The organism is Pseudomonas shiyinii (genome assembly GCF_056725765.1).
The window spans coordinates 4,175,547-4,201,735 of record NZ_CM161522.1; the positions used below are offsets into that span (position 1 = coordinate 4,175,547).

General features: G+C 61.4%; 22 protein-coding genes and 2 tRNA genes. 8 read left to right on the forward strand and 16 right to left on the reverse strand.

Annotated elements, in window-relative coordinates; genetic code table 11:
* Nucleotides 1-367: 367 nt before the first annotated feature.
* From ACXHGZ_RS18865 to ACXHGZ_RS18885, 5 genes are all read right to left on the reverse strand, one after another.
* On the reverse strand, nucleotides 368-1,084 hold the full coding sequence (locus ACXHGZ_RS18865) for an ABC transporter ATP-binding protein (protein WP_084854241.1): 717 nt from the start codon (nucleotides 1,082-1,084) through the stop codon (nucleotides 368-370).
* Entirely contained in the window at nucleotides 1,081-1,956 is an 876-nt protein-coding gene (locus ACXHGZ_RS18870) for an ATP-binding cassette domain-containing protein (RefSeq protein WP_084854238.1), read from the reverse strand. Before ACXHGZ_RS18870 ends, ACXHGZ_RS18865 begins: the two co-directional genes overlap by 4 nt.
* Nucleotides 1,953-3,257, reverse strand: a complete 1,305-nt coding sequence (gene livM, locus ACXHGZ_RS18875) for a high-affinity branched-chain amino acid ABC transporter permease LivM (RefSeq protein ID WP_324817887.1) — start codon at nucleotides 3,255-3,257, stop codon at nucleotides 1,953-1,955. Before livM ends, ACXHGZ_RS18870 begins: the two co-directional genes overlap by 4 nt.
* Nucleotides 3,258-3,259: 2 nt before the next feature.
* Nucleotides 3,260-4,174, reverse strand: coding sequence for an ABC transporter permease subunit (locus ACXHGZ_RS18880; RefSeq protein ID WP_084854233.1), 915 nt, complete (start codon nucleotides 4,172-4,174; stop codon nucleotides 3,260-3,262).
* 157 nt (nucleotides 4,175-4,331) lie between these two features.
* Nucleotides 4,332-5,468 carry a branched-chain amino acid ABC transporter substrate-binding protein gene (locus tag ACXHGZ_RS18885; protein WP_084854231.1) on the reverse strand — a complete coding sequence of 379 codons (1,137 nt, stop codon included), beginning with the start codon at nucleotides 5,466-5,468 and terminating at the stop codon, nucleotides 4,332-4,334.
* Between the two features lie 518 nt (nucleotides 5,469-5,986).
* Between ACXHGZ_RS18885 and pncB the strand changes: the two genes are divergently transcribed.
* On the forward strand, nucleotides 5,987-7,192 hold the full coding sequence (gene pncB, locus ACXHGZ_RS18890; protein WP_084854229.1) for a nicotinate phosphoribosyltransferase: 1,206 nt from the start codon (nucleotides 5,987-5,989) through the stop codon (nucleotides 7,190-7,192).
* 3 nt (nucleotides 7,193-7,195) lie between these two features.
* On the forward strand, nucleotides 7,196-8,023 hold the full coding sequence (gene nadE, locus ACXHGZ_RS18895) for an NAD(+) synthase (protein ID WP_084854226.1): 828 nt from the start codon (nucleotides 7,196-7,198) through the stop codon (nucleotides 8,021-8,023).
* Nucleotides 8,024-8,122: 99 nt separating this feature from the next.
* Here the strand turns inward: nadE and azu are convergent, their stop codons facing one another.
* A complete protein-coding gene (gene azu, locus ACXHGZ_RS18900) occupies nucleotides 8,123-8,572 on the reverse strand; it encodes an azurin (protein ID WP_480460959.1) in 450 nt (149 codons plus the stop codon).
* A 348-nt stretch (nucleotides 8,573-8,920) separates the two neighbouring features.
* Between azu and ACXHGZ_RS18905 the strand changes: the two genes are divergently transcribed.
* On the forward strand, nucleotides 8,921-9,508 hold the full coding sequence (locus ACXHGZ_RS18905) for a cytokinin riboside 5'-monophosphate phosphoribohydrolase (RefSeq protein ID WP_480460960.1): 588 nt from the start codon (nucleotides 8,921-8,923) through the stop codon (nucleotides 9,506-9,508).
* Between the two features lie 126 nt (nucleotides 9,509-9,634).
* Here the strand turns inward: ACXHGZ_RS18905 and ACXHGZ_RS18910 are convergent, their stop codons facing one another.
* The 8 genes from ACXHGZ_RS18910 to rnr all read right to left on the reverse strand — a co-directional run bounded on the left by ACXHGZ_RS18910 (nucleotide 9,635) and on the right by rnr (nucleotide 19,438).
* Nucleotides 9,635-11,935, reverse strand: a complete 2,301-nt coding sequence (locus ACXHGZ_RS18910; protein WP_480460961.1) for a YgiQ family radical SAM protein — start codon at nucleotides 11,933-11,935, stop codon at nucleotides 9,635-9,637.
* A gap of 148 nt (nucleotides 11,936-12,083) precedes the next feature.
* Nucleotides 12,084-13,481, reverse strand: a complete 1,398-nt coding sequence (dnaB, locus tag ACXHGZ_RS18915; protein WP_084854211.1) for a replicative DNA helicase — start codon at nucleotides 13,479-13,481, stop codon at nucleotides 12,084-12,086.
* Between the two features lie 113 nt (nucleotides 13,482-13,594).
* Nucleotides 13,595-14,041 (reverse strand): 50S ribosomal protein L9, encoded by a 447-nt coding sequence (gene rplI / locus ACXHGZ_RS18920; RefSeq protein WP_084854208.1) that lies wholly within the window; start codon nucleotides 14,039-14,041, stop codon nucleotides 13,595-13,597.
* Nucleotides 14,042-14,061: 20 nt separating this feature from the next.
* Nucleotides 14,062-14,955 (reverse strand): YybS family protein, encoded by an 894-nt coding sequence (locus tag ACXHGZ_RS18925; RefSeq protein ID WP_480460964.1) that lies wholly within the window; start codon nucleotides 14,953-14,955, stop codon nucleotides 14,062-14,064.
* Nucleotides 14,956-14,988: 33 nt separating this feature from the next.
* Entirely contained in the window at nucleotides 14,989-15,219 is a 231-nt protein-coding gene (gene rpsR / locus ACXHGZ_RS18930) for a 30S ribosomal protein S18 (RefSeq protein WP_009403887.1), read from the reverse strand.
* Between the two features lie 29 nt (nucleotides 15,220-15,248).
* A complete protein-coding gene (gene rpsF / locus ACXHGZ_RS18935; RefSeq protein WP_084854204.1) occupies nucleotides 15,249-15,674 on the reverse strand; it encodes a 30S ribosomal protein S6 in 426 nt (141 codons plus the stop codon).
* 447 nt (nucleotides 15,675-16,121) lie between these two features.
* A complete protein-coding gene (rlmB, locus tag ACXHGZ_RS18940) occupies nucleotides 16,122-16,868 on the reverse strand; it encodes a 23S rRNA (guanosine(2251)-2'-O)-methyltransferase RlmB (RefSeq protein ID WP_084854201.1) in 747 nt (248 codons plus the stop codon).
* On the reverse strand, nucleotides 16,865-19,438 hold the full coding sequence (gene rnr, locus ACXHGZ_RS18945; RefSeq protein WP_480460966.1) for a ribonuclease R: 2,574 nt from the start codon (nucleotides 19,436-19,438) through the stop codon (nucleotides 16,865-16,867). Before rnr ends, rlmB begins: the two co-directional genes overlap by 4 nt.
* 269 nt (nucleotides 19,439-19,707) lie before the next feature.
* Here rnr and ACXHGZ_RS18950 point away from each other — a divergent pair.
* The 5 genes from ACXHGZ_RS18950 to ACXHGZ_RS18970 all read left to right on the forward strand — a co-directional run bounded on the left by ACXHGZ_RS18950 (nucleotide 19,708) and on the right by ACXHGZ_RS18970 (nucleotide 24,104).
* Nucleotides 19,708-19,794, forward strand: a tRNA-Leu gene (locus ACXHGZ_RS18950).
* An 87-nt stretch (nucleotides 19,795-19,881) separates the two neighbouring features.
* Nucleotides 19,882-19,968 (forward strand) — tRNA-Leu (locus ACXHGZ_RS18955).
* 442 nt (nucleotides 19,969-20,410) lie between these two features.
* Nucleotides 20,411-21,382 carry an IS110 family RNA-guided transposase gene (locus ACXHGZ_RS18960; protein ID WP_480460242.1) on the forward strand — a complete coding sequence of 324 codons (972 nt, stop codon included), beginning with the start codon at nucleotides 20,411-20,413 and terminating at the stop codon, nucleotides 21,380-21,382.
* 143 nt (nucleotides 21,383-21,525) lie between these two features.
* Complete coding sequence (locus tag ACXHGZ_RS18965) at nucleotides 21,526-22,539, forward strand: extracellular solute-binding protein (protein ID WP_084854195.1); 1,014 nt, start codon at nucleotides 21,526-21,528, stop codon at nucleotides 22,537-22,539.
* Nucleotides 22,539-24,104 (forward strand): ABC transporter permease, encoded by a 1,566-nt coding sequence (locus ACXHGZ_RS18970; RefSeq protein ID WP_480460968.1) that lies wholly within the window; start codon nucleotides 22,539-22,541, stop codon nucleotides 24,102-24,104. The genes ACXHGZ_RS18965 and ACXHGZ_RS18970 overlap by 1 nt, the downstream gene beginning before the upstream one ends.
* A 116-nt stretch (nucleotides 24,105-24,220) precedes the next feature.
* Here ACXHGZ_RS18970 and ACXHGZ_RS18975 read toward each other — a convergent pair whose 3' ends face one another.
* Together ACXHGZ_RS18975 and ACXHGZ_RS18980 are read right to left on the reverse strand one after the other, a co-directional pair.
* The gene (locus ACXHGZ_RS18975; RefSeq protein ID WP_480460970.1) at nucleotides 24,221-24,595 is read right to left on the reverse strand and encodes a hypothetical protein; all 375 of its coding nucleotides are present in this window, start codon (nucleotides 24,593-24,595) and stop codon (nucleotides 24,221-24,223) included.
* Between the two features lie 455 nt (nucleotides 24,596-25,050).
* Nucleotides 25,051-26,025 carry a hypothetical protein gene (locus ACXHGZ_RS18980; RefSeq protein WP_480460971.1) on the reverse strand — a complete coding sequence of 325 codons (975 nt, stop codon included), beginning with the start codon at nucleotides 26,023-26,025 and terminating at the stop codon, nucleotides 25,051-25,053.
* Nucleotides 26,026-26,189: the final 164 nt, after the last annotated feature.

The window sequence follows — 26,189 nt, forward strand, 5'->3', positions numbered from 1 at the left end:
GTGCGACAAGTTGTCCACATAACGTTCAAGGCGCACGATCGCCGGCAAGCCGGCTCTCACAGGGAAGAACCGCGCCAAACCTGTGGGAGGTTCTATGGTGCTGGACAAGCTCAAATTGCCCCAGGTTGGTTTAATACTTCTCAGCCGTACAAATACGGCCCAGGCTCCGCTCGCTTCGTGGGAGCTGGCGACAGCCTGCGATGGGCCGCAAAGCGGCCCCTTAGGTCTGGAGGGCTCCACCGTTTGAAGGCTTGGGGCTGCTTTGCAGCCCATCGCAGGCTGTCGCCAGCTCCCACCGAGATTGCGCCGCTCTCAAAACTTGCGAAATGCCTGTGGGAGCCGGCTTGCCGGCGATCGAACGATGGGGTCAATGCCCGCCCAGGTACGCGTTGCGCACTTCCTCGTTGGCCAGCAACTCCTTACCCGTCCCGCTCATGCGGATCTGCCCGTTGACCATCACATAGGCCCGGTCGGAAAGCTTCAACGCATGGTTGGCGTTCTGCTCCACCAGGAAAATGGTCATCCCGCTCTGGGCCAGTTCGCGCAAGGTCGAGAAGATCTGCTTGACCACGATCGGGGCCAGCCCCAGCGATGGCTCGTCGAGCAGCAACAGCTTGGGCCGGCTCATCAATGCCCGGGCGATGGCGAGCATTTGCTGCTCGCCGCCGGACATGGTCATCGCCCGCTGGTTACGGCGCTCCTTCAACCGTGGGAACAGCTCGTACATGCGTTGCATGTCCGCATCGGCATGTTTGTCGCCGATGGGGATGGTCCCCATCATCAGGTTCTCCTCGACGGTCATGTCGGGAAATACCCGGCGCCCTTCCGGCGACTGGGCGATGCCATTGGAGGCGATGTAGTGCGACGACTTGCGAGTGATATCGGTACCGCGATACACGATATGCCCAGAGGCCGCCCGCGGTTGGCCGAAGATCGACATCAGCAGGGTCGATTTGCCGGCGCCGTTGGCTCCGATCAGGCTCACCGTCTCGCCTTCGTTGATGTGCATGCTGACTTTCTTCAGCGCCTGGATCGGCCCGTAGAACACGTCCAGGTCCTTGAGCTCGAGAATGGGTGCACTCATACCAGTTCCTCTTCGTCGGCACCCAGGTAGGCGGCGATCACCGTCGGGTTGTTGCGGATATCCTGCGGAGCGCCTTCGGCGATCACGTTGCCATGGTCGAGCACCACGATATGGTCGGAAATGCTCATGACCATGCCCATGTCGTGTTCGATCAGCACCACGGTGATGTCGTGCTCGTCGCGCAACACCCGGATCATACGGCTCAGCGCCTCGGTTTCCTGGGGGTTGAGGCCGGCGGCCGGTTCGTCCAGGCAGATGATCTTCGGCCGGGTGCACATGGCCCGGGCGATTTCCAGGCGGCGCTGCTGGCCGTAGGACAACTCGCCCGCCAGGCGGTTGGCGCAGTCGACCAGGTCGACCACCTCCAGCCAGTAGAATGCATGGTCCAGGGCATCGCTCTCGGCCTTGCGGTAGGCCTTGGTATTGAGCACGCCCGCCAGCAGGTTGCGGTTGACCCACATGTGCTGGGCCACCAGCAGGTTTTCCACCACCGACATTTCCTTGAACAACCGGATGTTCTGGAACGTGCGGGCCAGGCCGGCGCGGTTGACCAGGTGGGTACCGCCGAACATCTTGTAGTACATACGGTTGGCAAAACGCGCCGGCGACACGAAGTCGCCTGGCTGGAAGCGCTCGCCCAGCAGCTGGATGACGTTGGTCTTGCCGCCGCGCACGTTCAGCTCGATGCGCCCGCCACTGGCCTTGTAGAACCCGGTGAGGCAGTTGAACACGGTGGTCTTGCCGGCACCGTTGGGGCCGATCAGGGCGAAGATCTGGTTGCGCCGGACCTTAAGGCTGACATCGCTGAGCGCCTTGATGCCACCGAACTGCATCATCAGGTTGTCGACCGAGAGAATGATATCGTCGCTCATGGCGCCACTCCTTTACGCGGAACTACACCGGCGCGGCTGATACGGATCAATCCGCGAGGTCGCCAGATCATCATCAACACCATCAGCACGCCGAACAGCAGCACCCGGTATTCCGAGAAGCTGCGCAGCAGTTCTGGCGCCACGGTCAGCACGAACGCTGCGATCACCACGCCCACGGTGGAACCCATGCCACCGAGTACCACGATGGCCAGGATCAGCGCCGACTCGAAGAAGGTGAACGAGGATGGGTTGACGAAGCCCTGGTAGGTGGCGAAGAACACCCCTGCAAGCCCTGCGGTGGAGGCGCCGATGGTGAAGGCCGAGAGTTTGACCAGCACATGGTTCAGGCCCATGGAGCGGCAGGCGATCTCGTCTTCGCGCAAGGCTTCCCAGGCACGGCCGACCGGCATGCGGGTCAGGCGGTGCTTGATGTACAGCACCGCCAGCACGACGATGAACAGCACCGCATAGATGAACACGAACTTGAGGTTGGCGTTGTAATCGAAGCCGAAGAATTCATGGATCGGCACGCCGCCGTCCTTGGCCCGGCGGCCGAACTCAAGGCCCATGAAGGTCGGGGCCGGTGCCGGCATACCGTTCGGGCCGCCGGTGAACGATAGCCAGTTGTTCAGCACCAGGCGGATGATTTCGCCGAAGCCCAGGGTCACGATCGCCAGGTAGTCACCGTGCATGCGCAGCACCGGGAACCCGAGTATGCACCCGGCCAGCGCCGCGGCGATCGCCGCCAGTGGCAGCACGCTCCAGAAGCCCAGGCCCAGGTACTGGTAGCCCAAGGCCAGGCCGTAGGCGCCGATGGCGTAGAACGCCACGTAGCCCAGGTCGAGCAGGCCGGCCAGGCCCACCACGATGTTCAGGCCCAGGCCCAGCAGCACATAGATCAGGCCGAGGATGACCACCGTGAGCAGGTACTTGTTGGCGAAGATCGGGAAGACGATGGCGATGACGATCAGCGCCGGGATGATGTAGCGCAGCCGCGACTTGTAGTCCGGCGCCAGTACATGCACCCCCGAGCCGCCGCTTTCGAAGCCCTGGAGCATGCGTTGCCCCGTCGGGGACTGAAGGAACAGGCTGAGGATGAAGCGCCCGATCATCACGCCACCGACCAGCCAGGCCACACGACGAGGTTCGGCGTTGAAGCTGTAGCCATCGAGCACCACGCCGACCACAGGGCCGAACACGATCAGTGCGAGCAAGCCGGCGACGATGGTCTCCAGCAGGCTGCGCTTGATGTCGAAACCGGAAGAAACAGTATTGGGCGAAACAGGATTGGCAGCAGACATGTTCACACCTTAGCCACGAGCGGGCGACCCAGCAGGCCTTGGGGACGGAAGATCAGGATCATCACCAGCAGCGAGAAACTGAACACGTCCTTGTAGTCGGAGTTGATCAGGCCGGAGAACAACGACTCGGAGATCCCCAGGATGATGCCGCCGAGCATGGCGCCGGGGAGCGAGCCGATCCCACCGAGCACCGCGGCGGTGAACGCCTTGATGCCGATGATGAAGCCCGCATAGAAGTCGAAGGTGCCGTAGTTCATGGTGATCAGCACGCCAGCCAGGGCGGCCATCACCGCGCCGATGACGAACACGTAGGAGATCACCCGGTCGGTGTTGATCCCCAGGATCGAGGCCATCTTGCGGTCTTGCTGGGTGGCACGGCACATACGGCCGAGCTTGGTGTACTTGATGACGTAGGTCAGCAGGGCCATGCCGATGAAGGCTGCCACCAGGATGAAGATCTTGGTGTAGGTCAACTGCACGAAACCGGTGCCCACTTCGACGCGTACAGCGCCTTCGAGCAGGGTTGGCACGCCTTGCTGGCGGGCGCCCTGGCTGATCTGCGCGTAGTTCTGCAGGATCAGCGAAATGCCGATGGCACTGATCAAAGGTGCCAGGCGGGTGGAGTTACGCAGGGGCTTGTAGGCGATGCGCTCGATGGTGAAGCCGTAGACGCCGGTCACGACGATGGTGAACAACAAGGTTCCCAACATCAGCAGCGGAAACGACTCGATACCGAAATAGGCCAGCAATGCCAGGCTGATCGCCGCGAGGTACGCGGAGATCATGTACACCTCGCCGTGCGCGAAGTTGATCATGCCGATGATGCCATAGACCATTGTGTAGCCGATGGCGATCAGACCATAGACAGACCCGAGGGTCAGCCCATTGATCAGTTGCTGCAGGAAAATACCATCCATAACGCAATCTCACCTGATTGAGATTGCACGAGCGCCGACCACGGCGGGCTTTGGGTAAAGCGGCCCTCGCAGCGCAGAACTGTGCAGATCTACGGATAAAGACAGGTACCGCGGGGCAGCGGCCCGGGGCAGTGCACGCCCGGGCCGGCAGCCATTGTTATTTTTGTTTTTCCAGCTGGTGGTACTTGCCGTTGGCATCCCACTGGTAGACCACGTAGTCGGAGACGGTCAGGTCGCCCTTGCTGTCCCACTTCTTCTCGCCCATGACGGTCTTGACCGGGTTGGCCTTGAGCCATTCGGCGGCGTCTTCGCCCTTGTTCGACTTGGCGCCGTTGAATGCGGCGGCCAGCGCCTGCAGGGACGCGTAGGCGTACAGGGTGTAGCCTTCAGGCTCGGTGCCGGCCTTGCGGAACTCCTCCACCACGGCCTTGCTGTCGGGCAGCAGGCGCGGGTCGGCGCCAAAGGTCATGTACACGCCATTGACGTACTGGGCGCCGCCGGCAGTGGCCACCAGTTCGTCGGTGACGATGCCGTCGTCGGACATGAACTTGACGTCCTTCAGGCCCTGCTCGCGCAGTTGGCGTACCAGCGGGCCGGCTTCGGGGTGCAGGCCGCCGAAGTAGACGACGTCGGCACCGGCGGCGCGGATCTTGGTGACCACGGCGCTGAAGTCCTTCTCGCCACGAGTCAGGCCTTCGTACAGCACCGGCTTCACGCCGCGTTTTTCCAGCTGTGCCTTGGTGGCGTCGGCCAGGCCTTGGCCATAGGTGTCCTTATCGTGCAGAACCACCACTTTCTTGCCCTTGAGCACGTCGACGATGTAGTCGCCGGCAACGATGCCTTGCTGGTCGTCACGGCCACACATGCGGAACATGGCGGTCAGGCCGCGCTCGGTGACCTGTGGGTTGGTGGAGCCTGGGGTGATGGCGATCACGCCCGCTTCGTCGTAGACCTCGGAAGCGGGAATGGTGTTGGAGGAGCAGAAGTGGCCCACCACACCGATCACCTTGTCCTGGTCGACCAGGCGGTTGGCCACGGCCACGGCCTGCTTCGGCTCGCAAGCATCGTCACCCTTGACCAGGACGATCTTCTCGCCGTTCACCCCACCAGCGGCGTTGATCTTGTCGGCCGCCGCCTGTGCACCTTTCATGTACTGTTCGCCAAACGCTGCGTTGGCACCGGTCATCGGGCCCGCGACGCCGATCTTGACGTCGGCTTGAACAAACGAAGAGACACCCAGTGCCGAAGCGACGGCGAGCGCCAGGAAACCTTTCTTGTAGAACGTCTGCGACATGAGGTGGTGCTCCTTAGAGTTTTTTTGGTTGGCACTACAACTTTCAGCACCAAGCTCAGAGCAAGCGGCGTGCCAGAGGTTTTGTCTTTGCGCAAAACGCACCCATGCGGCAGGCCAGAGGCGACCGACGGCCTTTTCTTTATTGAGCGTGCAACCGTCTGCCACAGGCGTGGCGCCACCCTCTCTTCTAGACAAGGCGCAACCACGCGGCGCCATCATTGCAACCGCGGCAAGTGTTTACGTGCAACCGACCTGTAACAGCGAACGTCACCGAACTGCACACTGATAGTGCGCGACTGCTACAGCCGGCACCGTTTCAAGGCTGAACTTGGTGACGGCTCGCAAGGCCCAATCGCCGGCAAGCCGGCTCCAACCCGTCTTGCACTGTTTCAGTAGTGGGAGCCGGAGTGCCGGCGATCAGACCGCCCCGCCACAACGACGGCCAAAAGGCTGGCACAATGGCCCGGATTCCGCGCGCTCGTCCTTGTTACGCGAACGCCGCCACCTGGAGCCTTTCAATGAGCGAGAGCGCATTTGCCGAGCGCATCGTGCACAACCTGCTCGACACCGACTTCTACAAGCTGACGATGATGCAGGCCGTCCTGCACAACTACCCGGACGCCGACGTGGAATGGGAGTTCCGCTGCCGCAACGGCGAGGACCTGCGCCCCTACCTGGGCGAAATCCGCAACCAGATCGAACTGCTCAGCGACCTGACCCTCGATGATGGCCAGCTGGAGTTCCTCGAACGCATCAGCTTCCTCAAGCCAGACTTCCTGCGCTTCCTGCGCCTGTTCCGCTTCAACCTGCGCTACGTGCACATCGGCATCGAGCATGACCAGCTGTACCTGCGCCTGCGCGGCCCGTGGCTGCACGTGATCCTCTTCGAAGTGCCCCTGCTGGCGATCATTAGCGAGGTCCGCAACCGCCACCTGCACCCGCGCATGCGCCTGGCCGAGGCACGCGACCAGCTCTACCGCAAGTTCGACTGGCTGCGCGCCCACGCCAGCGAGGAGGAACTGGCCGCCCTGCAGGTCGCCGATTTCGGCACCCGCCGGCGTTTCTCCAGCCGCGTCCAGGAAGAAGTGGTGAGGGTACTGCGCGATGACTTCCCGGCGCGCTTCGTGGGCACCAGCAACGTCGACCTGGCCTGGAAATTGGACGTGAAACCCCTGGGCACCATGGCCCACGAATGGATCATGGCCCACCAGCAGCTCGGCCCACGACTGATCGACAGCCAGATCGCCGCGCTGGACTGCTGGGTACGCGAATACCGTGGGCTGCTGGGCATCGCCCTGACCGACTGCATCACCATGGATGCCTTCCTCAATGATTTCGACCTGTACTTCGCCAAGCTCTTCGACGGCCTGCGCCACGATTCGGGCGAACCGGTGGCCTGGGCGGAAAAAGCCATTGCCCACTATCAGAAACTGGGCATCGACCCGATGACCAAGACCCTGGTGTTCTCCGACGGGCTGAACCTGACCCGCTCGCTGGAAATCTTCCGCGCCCTGCGCGGTCGCATCAATGTGAGTTTCGGCATCGGCACCAACCTGACCTGCGACATACCCACAGTGGCGCCCATGAGCATCGTGCTTAAAATGACCGACTGCAACGGCTCGCCGGTGGCCAAGATTTCCGACGAAGCCGCCAAGACCCAGTGTCGAGACGCGAACTTCGTCGCCTACCTGCGTCACGTATTCAAAGTCCCCAGCAAGGAGTAACCCATGCAAGCCGTCCAGCGAGAGATTGCACAGCAACTCAAGGTGCAGCCGCCGTTCGCCGATGCCGCCGCGCTCGAGGCCGAAGTCACCCGGCGCGTGGCCTTCATCAAGCAGTGCCTGGCCAATGCCCGGCTCAAGACCCTGGTCCTGGGCATCAGCGGCGGCGTCGACTCGCTGACCGCTGCCCTGCTCGCCCAGCGCGCCATCAATGAGCTGCGCGCCGAAACCGGTGACAAGGCCTACACCTTCATCGCCGTACGCCTGCCTTACCAGGTCCAGCATGACGAGCATGACGCCCAGGCGTGCCTGGAAGTGATCAAGGCCGACGAAGTGCACACCGTGGATATCGCCCCGGCAGTACGGGCGCTGGCGGCTGAAGTAGTGGAGTTGAAGAACGGCTCGCCGACGCTGGTGGACTTCGTGGTCGGCAACGTCAAGGCACGTACCCGCATGGTCGCCCAGTACGCCATCGCGGGTGCCCGCGCGGGCCTGGTGATCGGTACCGACCACGCCGCCGAGGCGGTGATGGGCTTCTTTACCAAGTTCGGTGATGGTGCTTGCGACCTGGCACCGCTGAGCGGGCTGGTGAAGAACCAGGTGCGGGCGATTGCGCGCAGCTTCGGTGCGCCGGAGTCACTGGTGGAAAAGGTGCCGACTGCAGACCTGGAAGACCTGGCGCCGGGCAAGCCGGACGAAGCCTCCCATGGCGTGACCTATCAGCAGATCGATGCCTTCCTGCATGGGCAGCCGGTTGATCAGGAAGCGTTCGACATCATCGTCGCCACCTACCGCAAGACCCAGCACAAGCGCGAGCTACCGTTCGCGCCTTGAAAAGCATCGCGGGACAAGCCCGCTCCCACAAGGTCATTAGTGATCCCTGTGGGAGCGGGCTTGTCCCGCGATTGGAGGGCAAAGCCCTCCCCTACCCTCTTACTTGACGATGACCTTACCCTTCATCATCGAGATGTGGCCCGGGAAGGTGCAGAAGAAGCTGTAGTCACCGCCGGCTTCCAGCTTCGACGTGTCGAACTTCACCTCGGTTTCCTTCTCCGGCGCGCCGATCATCTTGGTGTGGGCGATGATGTTGGCGTTGTCAGCCTTCAGGTAATCCTTGTCCAGGCCCTGGGACATGCCTTCGGTGGCGATGGCCTGCATGTCGGCAGTCTTGCTGATCACCAGGTTGTGGCCCATGACGTTCTTCGGCAGGCTGCCGCTGTGGGTCAGCTTGACGGTGAATTCCTTGCAGCTCTTGTCTACGGTGAATTCCTTGGTGGTGTAGGACATCTGGTCGGTGGACTCGACAGTCACCGAGCACTCGGCTGCGAAGACAGAGGCGCTGGCGAGGGTCAGCAGGGATACCGCTACAGCTTTCGTAAACATCGTGAATCTCCTTGGCAGGGTTTTATCAATTGCGAGACTGCCTGAAACCTGTTTCCTCCTCGCTGATATGGGTCAAGGAGGATCGAGGGGCCAGCCAGTAGATTTGTTCAATGGATTGTATACAACCAATCTAAGTGCACATCATGCCCTCTTGAAGGACGATGGGACAACCTCTCATTACAGGAGCCATGACCATGTTTCTCTCAACCTTCATGAACAGCCTGCTCGCCGCCTATGCCCACGGGGCCACCGGCGCGCTGTGCGAGTTCTCCCGCCCGGAGTGAATCCGGCCTTGGAAGCGGCGGGCATGCGCCTTACCCTGTCAGCGCATGTGATTGGAGATAAGCAATGCCTGTACGTTCCGTTTGTGTCTTTTGTGGCGCCAGCACCGGCGCCAACCCAGCCTATCGGGAAGCGGCCGTGGCGCTCGGCCAGGCCATCGCCAAGCGCGGCCTGACGCTGGTGTACGGCGGCAGCGCGGTCGGCCTGATGGGCGCGGTCGCCGATGCGGCCATGGCCGCGGGTGGTGACGTCATCGGCGTCATGCCGCAGAGCCTGATCGACGCGGAAATCGGCCACAAGGGCCTGCCACGCCTGGAAGTGGTCGATGGCATGCATGCCCGCAAGGCGCGCATGGCCGAGCTGAGCGATGCCTTCATCGCCCTGCCCGGCGGCCTGGGGACGCTCGAGGAGCTGTTCGAAGTCTGGACCTGGGGCCAGTTGGGCTACCACGCCAAGCCGCTGGGCTTGCTGGATGTGAATGGGTTCTACGAGAAGCTGGGCGAGTTCCTCGACCACATCGTCGAGGAAGGTTTCGTACGGCCCCAGCACCGGGCGATGCTGTTGCTGGGCAGGCAGCCCGACGAACTTCTGGATGCGATGGGTGAATTCGTGGCGCCGGTGCTGCCCAAGTGGGTCGACAAGACGCCTGACTGAAGCAGGGAGCTTCGGGACCGTTTTGCGGTCCTTTCGCGGCACAAGGCCGCTCCTACAGGGGTATGCGCTCGCCCGTAGGAACGGCCTTGTGCCGCGATGGGCTGCAAAGCAGCCCCAAGGGATCAGTCAGCGCGGAATGACCGGCTGACGCGGCTTCTTCTTGCCCTTGCCGCCCTTGGCCGCTTCCTTGCGCTCCTTGGCCGCCTGCTGGTTGCGGGCGAACGCCTCGGCCTTGGCCTTCTCACGCTTGTCCCACGGCTTGCTGCCATCGCTGGCGCGCGGCGGCAGGCCAGTGTGCTGGGTGAGGATCTTCTGGTCCTTGCCCACCTTGTGGCTGCCGGCCGGGGTCGAGTTCTTGCGCCGGGCACTCTGGTAGCTGTCGGTCTGCGGCTGGTGCAGCGGGATCAGCTGGTGCTTGCCCGGCCCGATCAGGTCGGCACGGCCCATGCGCTGCAGGGCCTCGCGCAGCATCGGCCAACCCTTGGGGTCGTGGTAGCGCAGGAATGCCTTGTGCAGGCGGCGCTGCTCCTCGCTCTTGACGATCTCCACCCCTTCGCTCTTGTAGGTGACCTTGCGCAGCGGGTTCTTGCCCGAGTGGTACATGGCCGTGGCCGAGGCCATGGGCGAAGGGTAGAACGCCTGCACCTGGTCGGCGCGGAAGCCGTTGCCCTTGAGCCACAGGGCAAGGTTCATCATGTCCTCGTCGGTGGTGCCGGGGTGCGCGGCGATGAAGTACGGGATCAGGTACTGCTCCTTGCCCGCCTCCTTGGAGAACTTCTCGAACATGCGCTTGAAGCGGTCATAGGTACCGATGCCCGGCTTCATCATCTTGTCCAGCGGACCACGCTCGGTGTGCTCCGGGGCGATCTTCAGGTAGCCACCCACGTGGTGGGTCACCAGCTCCTTGACGTATTCCGGCGATTCCACCGCCAGGTCGTAGCGCAGGCCCGAGGCGATCAGGATCTTCTTCACCCCCGGCAAAGCGCGGGCCTTGCGGTACAGCTCGATCAACGAACTGTGGTCGGTGTTGAGGTTCTCGCAGATACCCGGGAACACGCACGACGGCTTGCGGCAGTGCTTCTCGATGTCGTGGCTCTTGCAGGCGATGCGGTACATGTTGGCGGTCGGGCCGCCCAGGTCGGAAACCACGCCGGTGAAGCCCGGTACCTTGTCGCGCATCTCCTCGATCTCGTGCAGGATCGACTCATGCGAGCGGTTCTGGATGATCCGCCCTTCGTGCTCGGTGATCGAGCAGAAGGTGCAGCCGCCGAAGCAGCCACGCATGATGTTCACCGAGAAACGGATCATCTCGTAGGCCGGGATACGCTCCTTGCCGTAGGCCGGGTGCGGCACGCGCGCGTAGGGCATGCCGAACACGTAGTCCATCTCTTCGGTGCTCATCGGGATGGGTGGCGGGTTGAACCACACATCCACCTCGCCATGCTTCTGCACCAGGGCGCGGGCATTGCCCGGGTTGGTCTCCAGGTGCAGCACCCGGTTGGCGTGGGCATAGAGCACCGGGTCGTTACGCACCTTCTCGAACGACGGCAGGCGGATCACCGACTTTTCCCGGGTCATGCGCGGGCTGTCGAGGATCTGCACCACCTTGGCTTCGTTCGGGTCCTCGACCTCGCCCTTGGCCTGCTCGATGGCGCAGGCCTGGGTATCCTGGGTGTTCACGTACGGGTTGATGATCTTGTCGACACGGCCCGGGCGGTCGATGCGGGTCGAGTCGATCTCGTACCAGCCCTCGGGCGTGTCACGGCGCACGAACGCGGTACCGCGTACATCGGTGATGGTCTCGATCTTCTCGCCGCTTGCCAGGCGCTGGGCCACCTCGACCACCGCGCGCTCGGCGTTGCCGAACAGCAGAATATCGGCGCTGGCGTCGATCAGGATCGAGTGGCGGACCTTGTCCTGCCAGTAATCGTAGTGCGCGATACGGCGCAAGGAGGCCTCGATCCCGCCGAGCACGATCGGCACGTGCTTGTAGGCTTCCTTGCAGCGCTGGCTGTAGACCAGGCTGGCGCGATCCGGACGCTTGCCAGCCATGCCGCCGGGCGTATAGGCATCATCGGAACGGATCTTCTTGTCTGCGGTGTAGCGGTTGATCATCGAATCCATGTTGCCGGCCGCGACACCGAAGAACAGGTTCGGCTCGCCGAGCTTCATGAAGTCGTCCTTCGACTGCCAGTTCGGCTGGGCGATGATGCCTACGCGAAAGCCCTGGGCCTCCAGCAGACGGCCGATGATGGCCATGCCGAACGACGGATGGTCGACGTACGCATCACCGGTCACGATGATGATGTCGCAGGAATCCCAGCCGAGCAGATCCATCTCCTCCCTGCTCATCGGCAGGAAAGGCGCTGGCCCGAAGCATTCGGCCCAGTACTTGGGATAGTCGTAGAGTGGCTTGGCTGCTTGCATGTCAATGACCGGTATGGGTGTGCAGGGAAATCGCGGGCGCGGAATATAGCACAAATTTTGATCAAATCCGACGACCAAGGTCGGATTCATCGAAAGCCAGGCATGGCGCGAATTCAGGAGCGGCCTTATGCCGCTCCCCTACCAGGATTCATTCGTCGTCGTCGAAGTTGTACATACCCGGCGCAAGGTTCTCGAAGCGGGTGTACTTGCCGATGAAGGCCAGGCGAACGAAGCCGATGGGGCCGTTACGCTGTTTACCGATGATGATTTCCGCTACGCCCTTGTGCTCGGTCTCAGGGTGATACACCTCGTCCCGGTAGACGAACATGATCACGTCGGCGTCCTGCTCGATCGCACCGGATTCACGCAGGTCGGAGTTCACCGGACGCTTGTTCGGGCGCTGCTCGAGGGAACGGTTGAGCTGCGACAGGGCGATGACCGGGCAGTTGAACTCCTTGGCCAGGGCCTTGAGCGAGCGGGAGATCTCGGAAATCTCGTTGGTCCGGTTGTCACCGGCAGAGCCCGGGATCTGCATCAGCTGCAGGTAGTCGACCATGATCAGGGCGATCTCGCCATGCTCGCGCGCCAGGCGACGGGTACGCGCGCGCATTTCCGAAGGGCTGATGCCGGCGGTATCGTCGATGAACAGCTTGCGATCGTTGAGCAGGTTGACTGCCGAGGTCAGGCGCGGCCAGTCGTCGTCGTCCAGTTGGCCGGAACGCACCTTGGTCTGGTCGATACGGCCCAGGGACGACAGCATACGCATGACCAGCGACTCACCTGGCATCTCGAGGGAGAACACCAGCACCGCTTTGTCGGTACGCAGCACGGCGTTTTCCACTAGGTTCATGGCGAAGGTGGTCTTGCCCATCGATGGACGGCCCGCGACGATGATCAGGTCGGCGGGCTGCAGGCCGCTGGTCTTCTCGTCCAGGTCGGTGAAACCGGTGGAGACGCCTGTGATGTCGCTGTCGGAGTTGAACAGCGTGTCGATCCGGTCGATCGCCATGGTCAACAGCTCGTTGACCCCTACCGGCCCACCGGTTTTCGGACGGGCTTCAGCAATCTGGAAGATCTGCCGCTCGGCATCGTCGAGGATCTCTTCGGCACTGCGCCCTTGCGGGTTGAAGGCGTTGTCCGCGATATCGGTACTGATGCTGATCAGTTGGCGCAAGGTGGCACGCTCGCGAATGATCGCGGCGTAAGCCTTGATGTTCGCCACCGACGGGGTGTTCTTGGCCAGCTCGGCCAGGTAGGCCAGGCCACCGACCTGGCTCGACAGCCCTTCCTTGTCCAGCTGCTCATGCAGGGTGACCACGTCGAACGGCTGGTTGGCGTCGGCGAGCTTGTGCACGGCCCGGAAGATCAGGCGGTGGTCATGCCGGTAGAAATCGCCATCCGACACCTGGTCCAGCACCCGCTCCCAGGCGTTGTTGTCCAGCAGCAAGCCACCGAGCACGGCCTGTTCGGCCTCGATGGAATGCGGCGGCACCTTCAGGGCAGCGGTCTGCAGGTCGAGCTGTTCGGGGGTGGTGATCTCGTTCATGGCCACGAAAGAATTCTGGAGGATGAAAAAGACAAAGGGCACGGCCTGTGAAAGACAGGACCGTGCCCGATGTTAACCGGCGAGCCCATCAAGGGCTAGCCAGCCAGTGCAGCTTAGGCAGCTACGACGACCACGCGTACGGTGGCTTCGACGTCGCTGTGCAGGTGCACGGCTACGTCGTATTCGCCAACCTGGCGGATGGTGCCGTTCGGCAGACGAACTTCAGCCTTGGCCACTTCAACGCCGGAGGCGGTCAGGGCGTCAGCGATGTCGTGGGTGCCGATCGAACCGAACAGCTTGCCTTCGTCACCGGCGGTGGCAGTGATGGTCACTTCCAGCTCGGCCAGTTGGGCAGCACGGCTTTCAGCCGAAGCTTTACGGTCGGCAGCGGCCTTTTCCAGCTCGGCGCGACGCTCTTCGAACGCAGCCAGGTTGGCGGCGTTGGCAACGACAGCCTTGCCGAAAGGCAGCAGGAAGTTACGGCCGTAACCACCTTTAACTTTTACTTTGTCGCCCAGGTTGCCCAGGTTGGCGACTTTTTCCAGCAGGATCAGTTCCATTTGGTAAAACCTCTTAACTTTTAACCTTCACCGTTCGCGGAGTCGTCACCCTGGTGAGGGGACTTGCGACCGCGAAAATCAATCAGGCTGTCGACAATGGCCAGGACCACGAGCAACGGATAGGTCAGCTGCATGAACAGCACCAGCGTCACGTACAACCCCACCAGCCAGAACTTGGCCAGGCGCTTCTGGGCCACCAACCCATGCAGCAGGGCAATGCCCGCGAACATGAGCGGTACGCTGCACAGCGGCGTCAGCAATGCCAGGCCGGAACCGAGGTTCGGGCCGAACAGCATGCAGGCCAACAGCACCAGCATCGGCACCAGGGGAATCCGTACCGCTTGAAACTCGCGGCCGAAACCTCCCGGGTTGTACAACACGGCTTGCCAGTAGCGCCCCAACATCAGGGCCAGCACACTGACAACTTGCAACAGGGCCGCGATCAGGCCGCCGAGCACCGGTACGATGAGGCTTCCAAGGTGTGCCTGTTCCTCTACCGATAACTGCTGGTAGAGGCCGTCGAGCATCTGCGGCAGGGCTTTTTCAAGCGCTCGCGCCAGAGCTTCGATCGGTTCGCGGAACACCGAACCAAGCACAACACCGTACAACAGGCCCAGGGCGATGCTGGACAACAGCACCCGGTTCCAGGAATGCCCGGCGCGCAACAGCGCAGCCAGCCCCAGCGTCCCCAGCAGCACCATCAAGGTGCGTGGCTCGCCGAAGACCCACCAGGCCAACGCCGGCAAGATGCCCCAGACGATGACCGAGGAAGCGTCCTTGAAACCGCGCCGCAGGAACACCAGGCTCCCGGCGGCGGCACTCAACCAGAACAACAGCGGCAATGCCGCACAACCGGCCACCACGATGGAGGCCTGCACACGACCGCGCATGATGAAATCAGCCAACGCTCGCATGCTTATCCCTTGCTACTTGTCGACGACCCGGTCTCAGCGGCCGTGGCTGTCGGTGTAGGGCAGCAGGGCCAGGAAGCGGGCGCGCTTGATAGCGGTAGCCAGCTGACGCTGATAACGAGCTTTGGTACCGGTGATACGGCTTGGAACGATTTTGCCGGTTTCGGATACGTAAGCTTTCAGGGTGTTGAGATCTTTGTAGTCGATCTCTTTCACGTCTTCAGCAGTGAAGCGGCAGAATTTACGACGACGGAAGAAACGTGCCATGTAATAGGCTCCTCAAAAAGGTCCGTGGATTACTCGTCAGCGTTATCGCTGTTGTCGCTGTCGTTGCTGTCGTCGCCTTCGGCGCCATCAGCAGCTTCAGGACGCTCGCGACGCTCACGGCGCTCGCTGCGGTTCTCTTCGGCCTTCAGCATCTCGGACGGGCCGGTGACGGCTTCGTCGCGACGGATGATCAGGTTACGGATCACGGCATCGTTGTAGCGGAAGTTGTCTTCCAGCTCGGCCAGGGCCTTGCCGGTGCACTCAACGTTCAGCATCACGTAGTGAGCCTTGTGAACGTTGTTGATGGCGTAGGCCAGCTGACGACGGCCCCAGTCTTCCAGGCGGTGGATCTTGCCGCCGTCTTCTTCGATCAGCTTGGTGTAACGCTCAACCATGCCGCCGACTTGCTCGCTCTGGTCCGGGTGAACCAGGAAGATGATTTCGTAATGACGCATGAATGCTCCTTACGGGTTAGTAGTCTGCCAGCACCCTGGTCAGACAAGGAGTGAATGACACTGTATGTCTTGCCTTGAAAAGAAGGCACATGCGCGCCTGCCTGCTTGGCAAGGGGCGCAATTGTAGAGAAGGCGGGGCGGACAAGCAAGGCGATTGGCGAATATTTGAACAGCCTGAAACAATTCCAGACTGTGAGCAACCCATCGCGGGGCAAGCCCGCTCCCACAGGCTCCACCCCCGCCAGCAAGACCGACGCAGACGCTGTGGGAGCTGGCGGAGCCTGCGATGGGCCGCACAGCGGCCCTTTGCGCCTGGAGGGGTTCCACCCTCTGAGGGCTTGGGGCTGCTTTGCAGCCCATCGCAGGCTGTCGCCAGCTCCCACCGAGATTGCGCCGCTCTGAAGACTTGCGAAATCACTGTGGGAGCGGGCTTGTCCCGCGATAGGGTCAGCGCTTGCCCTGACGCTGGCGCACGGCCTCGAACAGGCACACGCCGGTGGCCACCGACACGTTCAGGCTGCTCACGCTACCGGCCATCGGCAGCTTGACCAGGAAGTCGCAGTGCTCGCGGGTCAGGCGGCGCATGCCCTTGCCTTCGGCCCCCATGACGATGGCGATCGGCCCGGTCAGGTCCTGCTGGTACAGCTCCTGCTCGGCCTCGCCGGCAGTGCCGACGATCCACAGGCCGCGTTGCTGGAGTTTTTCCAGGGTACGGGCCAGGTTGGTCACGGCCACCAGCGGGATCACCTCGGCGGCACCGCAGGCGACCTTGCGCACCACGGCGGTCAGGGTGGCCGACTTGTCCTTGGGAATGACCACCGCGGTGGCGCCGGCGGCATCTGCGGTACGCAGGCAGGCGCCGAGGTTGTGCGGGTCGGTCACGCCATCGAGCACCAGGATCAGCGGCGGCTGCTCGGCACGCTCGAGCATCTCGTCGAGCATGGCCTCGCCCCAGACCTGGCTGGGGCTGACCTCGGCGACCACACCCTGGTGTACACCCTCGACCCAGGCGTCCAGCTCACGGCGCTCGGCCTGGCCGACCGGCACACGGTTTTCCGCGGCCAGCGCCAGCAGGGCCTGGATACGCGGCTCGCTGCGCCCTTCCGACAGCCAGATCTGCTTGACCCGCTTGGGGTGGTGCTGCAGCAGCCCTTGCACGGCGTGTACGCCGTAGATTTTTTCCAGCTGACTCATGACTTCTTGCCTTTACGTGGCGCGCCGGACTTCGACGGCCCCTTGCGGTGCTTGGTCGGCTTGCCGGACGCCTTGGCGCCCTTCTCCGACTTGCCGCTGGCGTGGCTGTGGCGAGCCTCGCTCATCAGCGCCTTCTTCATTTCGCGGCTCTTGCGCACCTCGGCGTTGCGCTGCACGGCGTCCTTGGGGAAGTACGCCTCGGACGCCTCGTTCTTGCGGCTACGCGGCTTGGGCGAAATCTTCGGCTCCGGTGCAGGCTCGGCCGCGGTGGCAGCGGCCTGCGGGGTCGCACCGCGCGATTTGCGGCCGACCGGGGCGGCAACGGCCTGCTCGGACATCTCGAAGTCGATCTTGCGCTGCTCCAGATCGACGCGCATGACCTTGACCTCGACCGTATCGCCCAGGCGGAAGCTGCGCCCGCTGCGCTCGCCGGACAGGCGGTGATGCACCGGGTCGAAGTGGTAATAGTCGCCTGGCAGGGCGCTGACATGCACCAGGCCTTCGACATAGATGTCGGTCAGCTCGACGAACAGGCCAAAGCCGGTCACGGCGGTGATCACACCCGGGAAGGTCTCGCCAACGCGGTCACGCATGTATTCGCACTTGAGCCAGTTGACCACGTCACGGGTGGCCTCGTCGGCGCGCCGCTCGGTCATCGAGCACTGCTCGCCCATCTGCTCGAGGGTGTTCTCGTCGTACGGGTAGATCCGCGCCTTCGGGATGCTCATGGCGCCGGCCCGCTTGACGTGCGGGGTATCGACCTTCGAGCGGATGACGCTGCGGATGGCGCGGTGGACCAGCAGGTCCGGGTAGCGGCGGATCGGCGAGGTGAAGTGGGTGTAGGCCTCGTAGTTCAGGCCGAAGTGGCCGTTGTTCTCGACGCTGTACACCGCCTGGCTCAGCGAGCGCAGCATGACGGTCTGGATCAGGTGGAAGTCCGGGCGCTCGGCGATGCTCGCCAACAGGGCTTGGTAGTCCTTCGGCGAAGGCTCCTTGCCCTTGTGCAGCGACAGGCCGAGCTCGCCCAGGAAAGCGCGCAGTTTTTCCAGGCGCTCCGGCGGGGGGCCGTCGTGCACGCGGTACAGGGCCGGAACGCCATGCTTCTGCAGGAACTCGGCGGTGGCCACGTTGGCCGCCAGCATGCATTCCTCGATCAGCTTGTGGGCGTCGTTGCGCACGGTCGGGCGGATCTCATCGATCTTGCGGTCTTCGCCGAAGATGATGCGGGTTTCCTGGGTTTCGAAGTCGATGGCGCCACGGGTATGTCGAGCGGCCACCAGCGCCTTGTACAGCGCATAGAGGTGCTTGAGGTCCGGCAGGACGGCGCTGTATTCCTCGCGCAGGGCCTTGCCTTCGCGGGTGCGGGCATGCTCGAGCATGCTGCTGACCTTGTTGTAGGTCAGGCGCGCATGGGAGTGGATGACGCCTTCGTAGAACTGGTAGTCGACCATCTGGCCGGCTTTGTTGATGGTCATTTCGCAGACCATGGCCAGGCGATCGACATGCGGGTTCAGCGAGCACAGGCCGTTGGACAGCTCCTCAGGCAGCATGGGCACGACGCGCTCGGGGAAGTACACCGAGTTGCCTCGCTGCTGGGCCTCGACGTCCAGGGCCGAGCCCAGGCGCACATAGCTGGAGACATCGGCGATCGCCACATACAGGCGCCAGCCACCGGAGAACAGGCGCAGCTTGCCCAGCGGCTCGCAATAGACCGCATCGTCGAAGTCGCGGGCGTCCTCACCGTCGATGGTGACGAACGGCAGGTGGCGCAGGTCGACACGTTTCTCCTTGTCCTTTTCCTCGACTTCGGAGCGGAACCTGCGGGCTTCCTTGATCACCTCTTTGGGCCAGACATGCGGGATGTCGTAGCTGCGCAAGGCGACATCGATCTCCATGCCCGGCGCCATGTAGTTGCCGATGACCTCGACCACGTCGCCCTGGGGCTGGAAGCGCGGCGTCGGCCAGTGGGTGATCTTGATCTCGACGAACTGGCCGATCTTGGCCCCGCCATTGCGCCCGGCGGTAACCAGCACTTCCTGCTGGATCTTCGGGTTGTCGGGGGTCACGTAACCAATGCCGCCTTCCTCGAAGTAGCGGCCGACCACGCTCTCGTGGGCGCGGGAGATGATTTCCACCAGCACGCCCTCGCGGCGGCCACGGCGGTCGACACCCGAGACGCGGGCAAGGCCCCGGTCGCCGTCGAACACCAGGCGCATCTGCGCGGGGCTGAGGAACAGGTCCTCGCTGCCATCGTCGGGAATAAGGAAGCCGAAGCCGTCGCGGTGGCCGGAGACACGGCCGCAGATCAGGTCCAGCTTGTCCACCGGGGCATAGGTGCCGCGCCGGGTGTAGATCAGCTGGCCGTCACGCTCCATGGCACGCAGGCGGCGACGCAGGGCTTCGATCTGGTCTTCGTCGTGCAGGCCGAACTCTGCGGCCAGCTCTTCGCGGGCGGCGGGTTCGCCACGGTCGGCAAGGCGCTGCAGGATCAGCTCACGGCTGGGGATGGGATTCTCGTATTTTTCCGCTTCGCGGGCGGCCTCGGGATCGAGGGATTGCCAATCGGCCATCAGAAGGGGTTCACCTTGGGTATATAGATAGGAATTCTGGCATAGGCGTATTGAAACCGGAAATGTCAGCCTTGGACAGCCCCAGTGGCATGTCCGGTGTGCGGGAATAGGCCTGCGGAATCAACAAGTTGAATTTTTTGAAATTTTTTTGAGCTGGGGGCTTTACAGCCCTCAGGAGCGTCCGTATAGTGCGCACCACAACGACGGACAACCCCGAAGTTGTAGTAGAGATGAACGGCGCTGTAAAGCATCTTTTATCTCGAATGTGTGCCCAGGTGGCGGAATTGGTAGACGCGCTGGTTTCAGGTATCAGTGGCTTAACGGCCGTGGAAGTTCGAGTCTTCTCCTGGGCACCAATGATTTTCAAGTAACAGATGACCAAGGATCTGTTACTGCTGTGTGAAAGCGAACGGTTTTCGCCTCACCAGATGATGCAAAGCTTTGCCCAGGTGGCGGAATTGGTAGACGCGCTGGTTTCAGGTATCAGTGACTTAACGGTCGTGGAAGTTCGAGTCTTCTCCTGGGCACCATACAAAAACCCACTAGCTTGCTAGTGGGTTTTTTCTTGCCTGCGATTTTACCCCTCCAGCCTTCACGCCTTCTCTGTAGGAGCAGCCTTGCGCCGCGAATCGGGCGCGAAGCGGCCGTAAACCCTGCATGCACGCCCCACGGGTGAATATCACATCGCCCCATTGCGGCCGCTTCGCGCCCGATTCGCGGCGCAAGGCCGCTCCTTGTATCTCGACTTTCGCCTTCCAAGAGGCGAAAGTTCTCGACTGATCATCGAGGGAGGGTCATGAAGCGGAGCCGCTCCAAGGGCATCGAGCCCGTATTGTAGATAACGCTCAGACCCTCCAACCCCACTCGAACAGTTCGAACGGTATCTAGTGCCCGCCCCCGGCGTGAGCACGCATTCACAAGGTTGAACCGAGTGCTGGGTGATCGAACTTTCGTTGTCTGAAGGAGAAGATCATGTCTGTTGTTGTTGGCGTCGATGTAGCCAAGCGATCCTTCGATATTGCGACTCCACTTCCCAATGGGAAGGTTCGCACCAAGGCCAAGCTGTCCAATGATCCGAGTGGTTTTGAGCAGTTCGCAACCTGGCTTGAGAAACATGCCGAACCGCGTGCCTGGGTTGTCATGGAGGCCACTGGCACTTATCACGAGGCGCTTGCCGATTGCCTTCATGCCAAGGGTTACCGGGTGTGCATTCTGAATCCCGCCGTAATTGCCAAGTTTGCCGAGGCCGACCTTCGACGCGTCAAAACCGATAAGGCTGATGCCAAAGTTATTGCTGCTTATGGCCAGCAAAAACAGGATGAGCTCCGTCAGTGGGAGCCTGAGCCGCCAGCTCAGCGGCGTTTGCGGGCCTTAGTACGGCGTCTGGACGACCTGAAAGAAATGCAGCAGATGGAGCAGAACCGTCTGGATGTGGCGCAGACAGCTGTGCAGGAGTCAATCAGAGCTGTAATTGGGCATATCACCGAAGAAATAGAGAAAACCCGCAAGGCGATTGAGCAGACGATCGATGACGATCCGGATCTGCGCCAACGGCGAAAACTGATTACATCGATTGATGGTCTGGGTGATACCACAGCCGCACTGATCCTCGCAGAACTGGGTGATCCGCTGAAATACGAAAGCCCGTCAGCCATTGTTGCGTTTGCAGGTCTGAACCCGATGATCCATCAATCGGGGGAGAAGATTGGCCAATCGACCATTTCTCGCACAGGAGCGCCGAGGCTGCGCGCCGGCTTGTGGATGTCAGGCACGGTCTCGATCAGACACAACCCGGTCGTGAAGGCACTGGCAGAGCGTTTGAACAGCCGGCGTAAAGCCTATAAGCAGATAGTTTGCGCTGCTATGCGCAAGCTTTTGCACCTGGTGTATGGCGTGGTGAAGTCCGGTAAACCGTTTGACCCTCAAATCGCCCTTGCGGGGTGAGGGTCAAGACGGTATCTACAAGGGAAGCGAACACCGCCCCACCCTTTGGTCTATCCCTGAATTTTCCTTCACCCGGCCACTTGAGAAACGATTTCGTTTACCATTGTTTCCAAATATGTAGCCGTAAGCGAGGAAGTACCCGCATGACGATCCGCCCGCAATTGCTGATGCGCAGCCTGGCCACCGCCCTGCTCGGCCTGGTGATCGGCGCACCGGCCGCCCTGGCTGACGACCCGGTCACCCTGACCCTGTATAACGGCCAGCACAAGGAAATCGGCGAAGCCATCGCCAAGGCCTATGAGGCCAAGACCGGCATCCACATCAATATCCGCAAGGGCAGCAGCAACCAGCTGGCCAGCCAGATCATCGAGGAAGGCGACCGCTCCCCTGCCGATGTCATCTACACCGAGGAATCCCCGCCCCTGAACAACCTGGGCGAGCTGGGCCTGCTGGCCAAGATCGACGACGCCACCCTGAACATGCTGCCCAAGGAATACGTCGGCGCCAACGGTACCTGGATGGGCGTCACCGCACGCACCCGCGTGGTGGTGTACAACCCCAAGAAAGTCGACGAAAAAGACCTGCCGACCACCGTGATGGACTTCGCCAACCCCGAATGGGACCGCCGGGTCGGCTACGTGCCCACCAGCGGCGCCTTCCAGGAGCAGGCCGTGGCCATCCTCAAGCTGCACGGCCGGGAAGCCACCGAGGAATGGCTGACCGGCCTCAAGGCATTCGGCAAGACCTACACCAACAACATGGTCGCTCTCAAAGCCGTGGAGAAAGGTGAAGTCGATGCCGTGCTGGTGAACAACTACTACTGGTACGCTCTCAAGCGCGAGCGCGGCCAGCTGGACACCCGCCTGTACTACCTGGCCGACGGTGACGCCGGCAACCTGGTGACCATTTCCGGCGCAGGCGCGGTCAAGGCCAGCAAGCACCCCAAGGAAGCCCAGGCACTGCTCAACTGGATGGCCAGCGAAGAAGGCCAGCGCGTGATCACCCAGACCACCGCCGAATACCCGCTGCACAAGGGCATGGTCTCCGATCAAGGCCTGAAGCCATTCGAGGACCTGCGCCCACCGAAGATCACCCCGGCCGACCTGGGCAATGCCGAGGAAGCCCTGGAGCTCGAGCGCGAGGTCGGCCTGCTCTGATGACCGCCGCCCTGCCCCAAGCGGCCCTGCCGCGCTTCGTACCACGCCGCAAACGCCCCTCCATCTGGGTGGTGCTGCCGGTTCTGTTCCTGGTAGCGATGAGCGTGCTGCCATTGCTGTATGTCGGCACCAAGGCCTGGGAGGCCGGCTGGCATGAAGCCTTGCGCCTGCTCTGGCGGCCATTCGTCTGGGGCCTGCTGCGCAACACCCTGATGCTGATGGCCGGCGTGACGATACTGTGCATTGTCGCCGGCCTGGCCCTGGCCTGGCTGCTCGAGCGCAGCGACCTGCCGGGTCGCCGCCTCTGGGGCGTGGTGCTGTGCCTGCCGTTTGCCGTGCCGTCGTTCGTCAGCAGCTTCACCTGGGTGTCGCTGAGCTCGGGTTTCGAAGGTTTGGGCGGGGCGATCCTGGTCATGGCGCTGTCCAAGTACCCGCTGGTGTTCCTGCCGGTGGCGGCCACCCTGCGCAACCTCGACACCTCCCTGGAAGAGTCGGCGCGCACGCTGGGCTGCAGCCGTTGGGGCGTGTTCAGCAAGATCACCCTGCCGCTGCTGTGGCCCTCGATGCTGGGCGGTGCACTGCTGATTGCCCTGCACATGTTGGTGGAGTTCGGCGCGCTGTCGATCCTTGGCCTACAAACCTTCACCACCGCGATCTACCAGCAGTTCGAACTCGAGTTCAGCAACGCCAACGCCGCAATGCTTTCGGCGGTGCTGTTGGCGCTGTGCCTGGCAATGCTCTGGCTCGAACTGCGAGTACGCGGCAAGGCGCGTCATGTGCGCATCGGCCAGGGCGTGGCCCGACGCGCCCAACCGGTGAAGCTGCGCGGCTGGATGCCAGCGGCGCAACTGTTCTGCCTGGCGCTGGCCATACTGGGCAGCGGCATTCCCCTGGCGATGCTCGGGTATTGGCTGAGCGTGGGCGCCTCGGCAGCCTTCCCGGTCGCCGAGATCGGCAAGGCACTGCTCACCTCGCTGTCGGTCTCCCTGGGCGGCGCTGGCTTCTGCGTCTTGCTGGCCTTGCCGATCAGCTTCCTGGTGGTGCGCTATAAAGGCCGCCTGGCGATCTGGGCTGAACGCCTGCCCTATCTGCTCCATGCCTTGCCCGGCCTGGTGATCGCCCTGACCCTGGTGTTCTTCGCCCTGCACTACGTACCGGCGCTCTACCAGACCACTGCATTGCTCATCCTGGCCTATGCGCTGTTGTTCCTGCCGCTGGCCCAGGCGCCAGTGCGCACGGCACTGAACAAGGCCTCGCCAACCCTGGAAGAAGCCGCCCGCACCCTGGGCGCCAGCAGCTTCGGTGCGTTTTGCCGAGTGACGCTGCCGATCATCTTCCCAGCCCTGGCAGCAGCCTTTGCCCTGGTGTTCCTCGATGCCATGAAGGAGCTGACGGCCACCTTGCTGCTCAGCCCGACCGGCATGACCACGCTGGCGACTGAAGTGTGGGCACATACCGCCAACGTCGAGTTCGCGGCGGCGGCGCCTTACGCGGCGCTGTTGATCGTGGTTTCGGGGTTGCCGGTGTATCTGCTGACGACGCGGATGTATTTGAACAAGGCGTGAGCGCTAGCGCGGGCAAGCCCGCTCCTATAGGGCAGCACCGTACCCGCGGGAGCACCTTGCCCGCGATAGCCTTAAAGCAAGAACCGCATATTACAATCAGCCATCACTGGCGCCTACTAGCGCCAGTGGATTATCCAAATGCAGAATGTCACAAGAATAAAAAACAGCAACAAATGGAAAAACCATAAAGCAACCAAAAATCGTTTCAAACGAACTGGAAACCTACGCACGTCCTCAAAATCCAGTAGCCCTTTATGCACGCACATCTTGGCAGCCATCAACATTGCGGATACCGATCCTACTCGCACAATTCGCCCCAGAACTCCGGCTTGAGAAAAAACCCTTCTATTCTCCACCACCATCGGACTGTTTGAAAAAAAGGACTCGATGTGATCGAGCGATCTATTTGCAATCACTACCCAGACTGTAAATAGCACTACAGGCGAAGCAAATAAAAATACACCAAGCACAGCCACATACACGTCTGTCATTGCGCAACCCTCAACATGCCGAGACCGTCCTTGAGCGACTCGTAGGCTTGGGCTCTTTAGGAAAAAATAACATTAAGAACCTTACCCGCCGGAACTTATGTAAATCCACACACGAAAAACGATCATTAACAAAAAACATAAGAAAACCCCCAACAAAAGCCCCACAACCAACCATTTTGTGCCGCAGGGAACGCGCTTGACGTCATCTAAGTCAATAAGTCCCCTTCGCGCATAGGGGCCCGGAATCATTAGAACGCAACCTATAATACTCATCCGTAAAACCTTCCCAATCAGACCCGCTCCCGAAAAAATTGATTTCAGGCCCACGATATATTTTGAATTAATGAGTAACAACTCAATGGAATCGACATACCGATGAGCCACATACACAAACATCGACATAACAAAGCAACCAGGACCTAGAATAGACATCCATAGTACTGCAGGTTCAATACTCATCCTGACACTTTCCTGTACAAATACTCCCCTATCATTTCGCCGCCTTCTGCACCTATATTCCCCCCCACAACGCCTCCAACCATGCCTCCCAAGACAGCACAGGCAAGTGCACCGGGCCCAGTGGTGATCCCAAGAACGAAGGTACAACCAGCGACGGCGAGAGCACCACCTATTGTCCCTCCTATACTTCCTCCACCCACCCCTGTCACGAGGGAACTTCCATGCACATACTTAGCTTTTTCACACTCTTCCTCTCGCCCCAATGCACATGCTCTATGTATATCGAGAGTTGTCGATGCGACATCCAGCCCAATCCCTATATAGGTTCCCCTCTTGATAAAAGCTGCCGCTTTAGAAACCCCAGCAATTTTTTCCGCATACCCAGCTATCTCACCCGAATGCAAATAACGTTTAGTAGATATCTCTAGCGTCCGCTTTGCTTTTCCTTTGTTACGTAAGGATGAACCATAAGCTGCTACCATGCTCAGCTGTTCCTCTAACTGTAGAAACAGCGCCTTTCGCTTCGCATAAAATTCATCGCGCGCCCTGATCGTACCGTTACCCAAGTACTCACGATAAAGTCGTTCAATCTGTTCCAACGTTTTCTTGATCGCCTCGAGATTCCTGCTCCAGCCGTCGGCAACCGCCCCGGCGCCCATAGAAGCATAAGCGAGCAGGCTTTTCAGCAAGTCATAATTATCCAGAAAAAAGTCATCCACCCCGATATTATTGACTTCTAGCTGATGATGTATCCCTGCCGCCTTCGCCATCAAAAACGCTTCGTGACTTGTGCATGACGGAGTACTGGGATCTCCAACGATGACCAGCTCCCCTCCGACGACCACACTGTTGACGATATGTGCATTCAGCACATCAAACTTGGCTCGTTGATTCGCCGACATGGAGATGCCAGCCTTCAACGACTCATAGGTTTGCGCCCGGGCGTTGATAAAACTGCGTGCTTCAGACATGGCCTTCCCTCACGCATATTTCTTGTTGTTTATGCGGTCCCAGCCGCCGGCCACATTGCCGCCGCCGCTGCCAGTTGGGGCGGTGACCGCCCCATGCCTGCTGATGGACAGGCGGGCTAACCGGACCATCCTAAAAACCTGACTACTCCATGGAAAACAAAAAA

Bases quoted from the DNA above. Each gene is read 5' to 3' on its own strand.
- ACXHGZ_RS18970 (WP_480460968.1), top strand. From the start codon at position 22,539: ATGACCGCCGCCCTGCCCCAAGCGGCCCTGCCGCGCTTCGTACCACGC.
- rplI (WP_084854208.1), bottom strand. From the start codon at position 14,041: ATGGAACTGATCCTGCTGGAAAAAGTCGCCAACCTGGGCAACCTGGGC.
- ACXHGZ_RS18880 (WP_084854233.1), bottom strand. From the start codon at position 4,174: ATGGATGGTATTTTCCTGCAGCAACTGATCAATGGGCTGACCCTCGGG.
- ACXHGZ_RS18925 (WP_480460964.1), bottom strand. From the start codon at position 14,955: ATGCGAGCGTTGGCTGATTTCATCATGCGCGGTCGTGTGCAGGCCTCC.
- pncB (WP_084854229.1), top strand. From the start codon at position 5,987: ATGAGCGAGAGCGCATTTGCCGAGCGCATCGTGCACAACCTGCTCGAC.
- livM (WP_324817887.1), bottom strand. From the start codon at position 3,257: ATGTCTGCTGCCAATCCTGTTTCGCCCAATACTGTTTCTTCCGGTTTC.
- rlmB (WP_084854201.1), bottom strand. From the start codon at position 16,868: ATGAGTCAGCTGGAAAAAATCTACGGCGTACACGCCGTGCAAGGGCTG.
- ACXHGZ_RS18905 (WP_480460960.1), top strand. From the start codon at position 8,921: ATGCCTGTACGTTCCGTTTGTGTCTTTTGTGGCGCCAGCACCGGCGCC.
- rpsR (WP_009403887.1), bottom strand. From the start codon at position 15,219: ATGGCACGTTTCTTCCGTCGTCGTAAATTCTGCCGCTTCACTGCTGAA.
- ACXHGZ_RS18885 (WP_084854231.1), bottom strand. From the start codon at position 5,468: ATGTCGCAGACGTTCTACAAGAAAGGTTTCCTGGCGCTCGCCGTCGCT.
- azu (WP_480460959.1), bottom strand. From the start codon at position 8,572: ATGTTTACGAAAGCTGTAGCGGTATCCCTGCTGACCCTCGCCAGCGCC.
- ACXHGZ_RS18870 (WP_084854238.1), bottom strand. From the start codon at position 1,956: ATGAGCGACGATATCATTCTCTCGGTCGACAACCTGATGATGCAGTTC.
- ACXHGZ_RS18865 (WP_084854241.1), bottom strand. From the start codon at position 1,084: ATGAGTGCACCCATTCTCGAGCTCAAGGACCTGGACGTGTTCTACGGG.
- rpsF (WP_084854204.1), bottom strand. From the start codon at position 15,674: ATGCGTCATTACGAAATCATCTTCCTGGTTCACCCGGACCAGAGCGAG.
- ACXHGZ_RS18910 (WP_480460961.1), bottom strand. From the start codon at position 11,935: ATGCAAGCAGCCAAGCCACTCTACGACTATCCCAAGTACTGGGCCGAA.
- rnr (WP_480460966.1), bottom strand. From the start codon at position 19,438: ATGGCCGATTGGCAATCCCTCGATCCCGAGGCCGCCCGCGAAGCGGAA.
- ACXHGZ_RS18960 (WP_480460242.1), top strand. From the start codon at position 20,411: ATGTCTGTTGTTGTTGGCGTCGATGTAGCCAAGCGATCCTTCGATATT.
- ACXHGZ_RS18975 (WP_480460970.1), bottom strand. From the start codon at position 24,595: ATGACAGACGTGTATGTGGCTGTGCTTGGTGTATTTTTATTTGCTTCG.
- ACXHGZ_RS18965 (WP_084854195.1), top strand. From the start codon at position 21,526: ATGACGATCCGCCCGCAATTGCTGATGCGCAGCCTGGCCACCGCCCTG.
- dnaB (WP_084854211.1), bottom strand. From the start codon at position 13,481: ATGAACGAGATCACCACCCCCGAACAGCTCGACCTGCAGACCGCTGCC.
- nadE (WP_084854226.1), top strand. From the start codon at position 7,196: ATGCAAGCCGTCCAGCGAGAGATTGCACAGCAACTCAAGGTGCAGCCG.
- ACXHGZ_RS18980 (WP_480460971.1), bottom strand. From the start codon at position 26,025: ATGTCTGAAGCACGCAGTTTTATCAACGCCCGGGCGCAAACCTATGAG.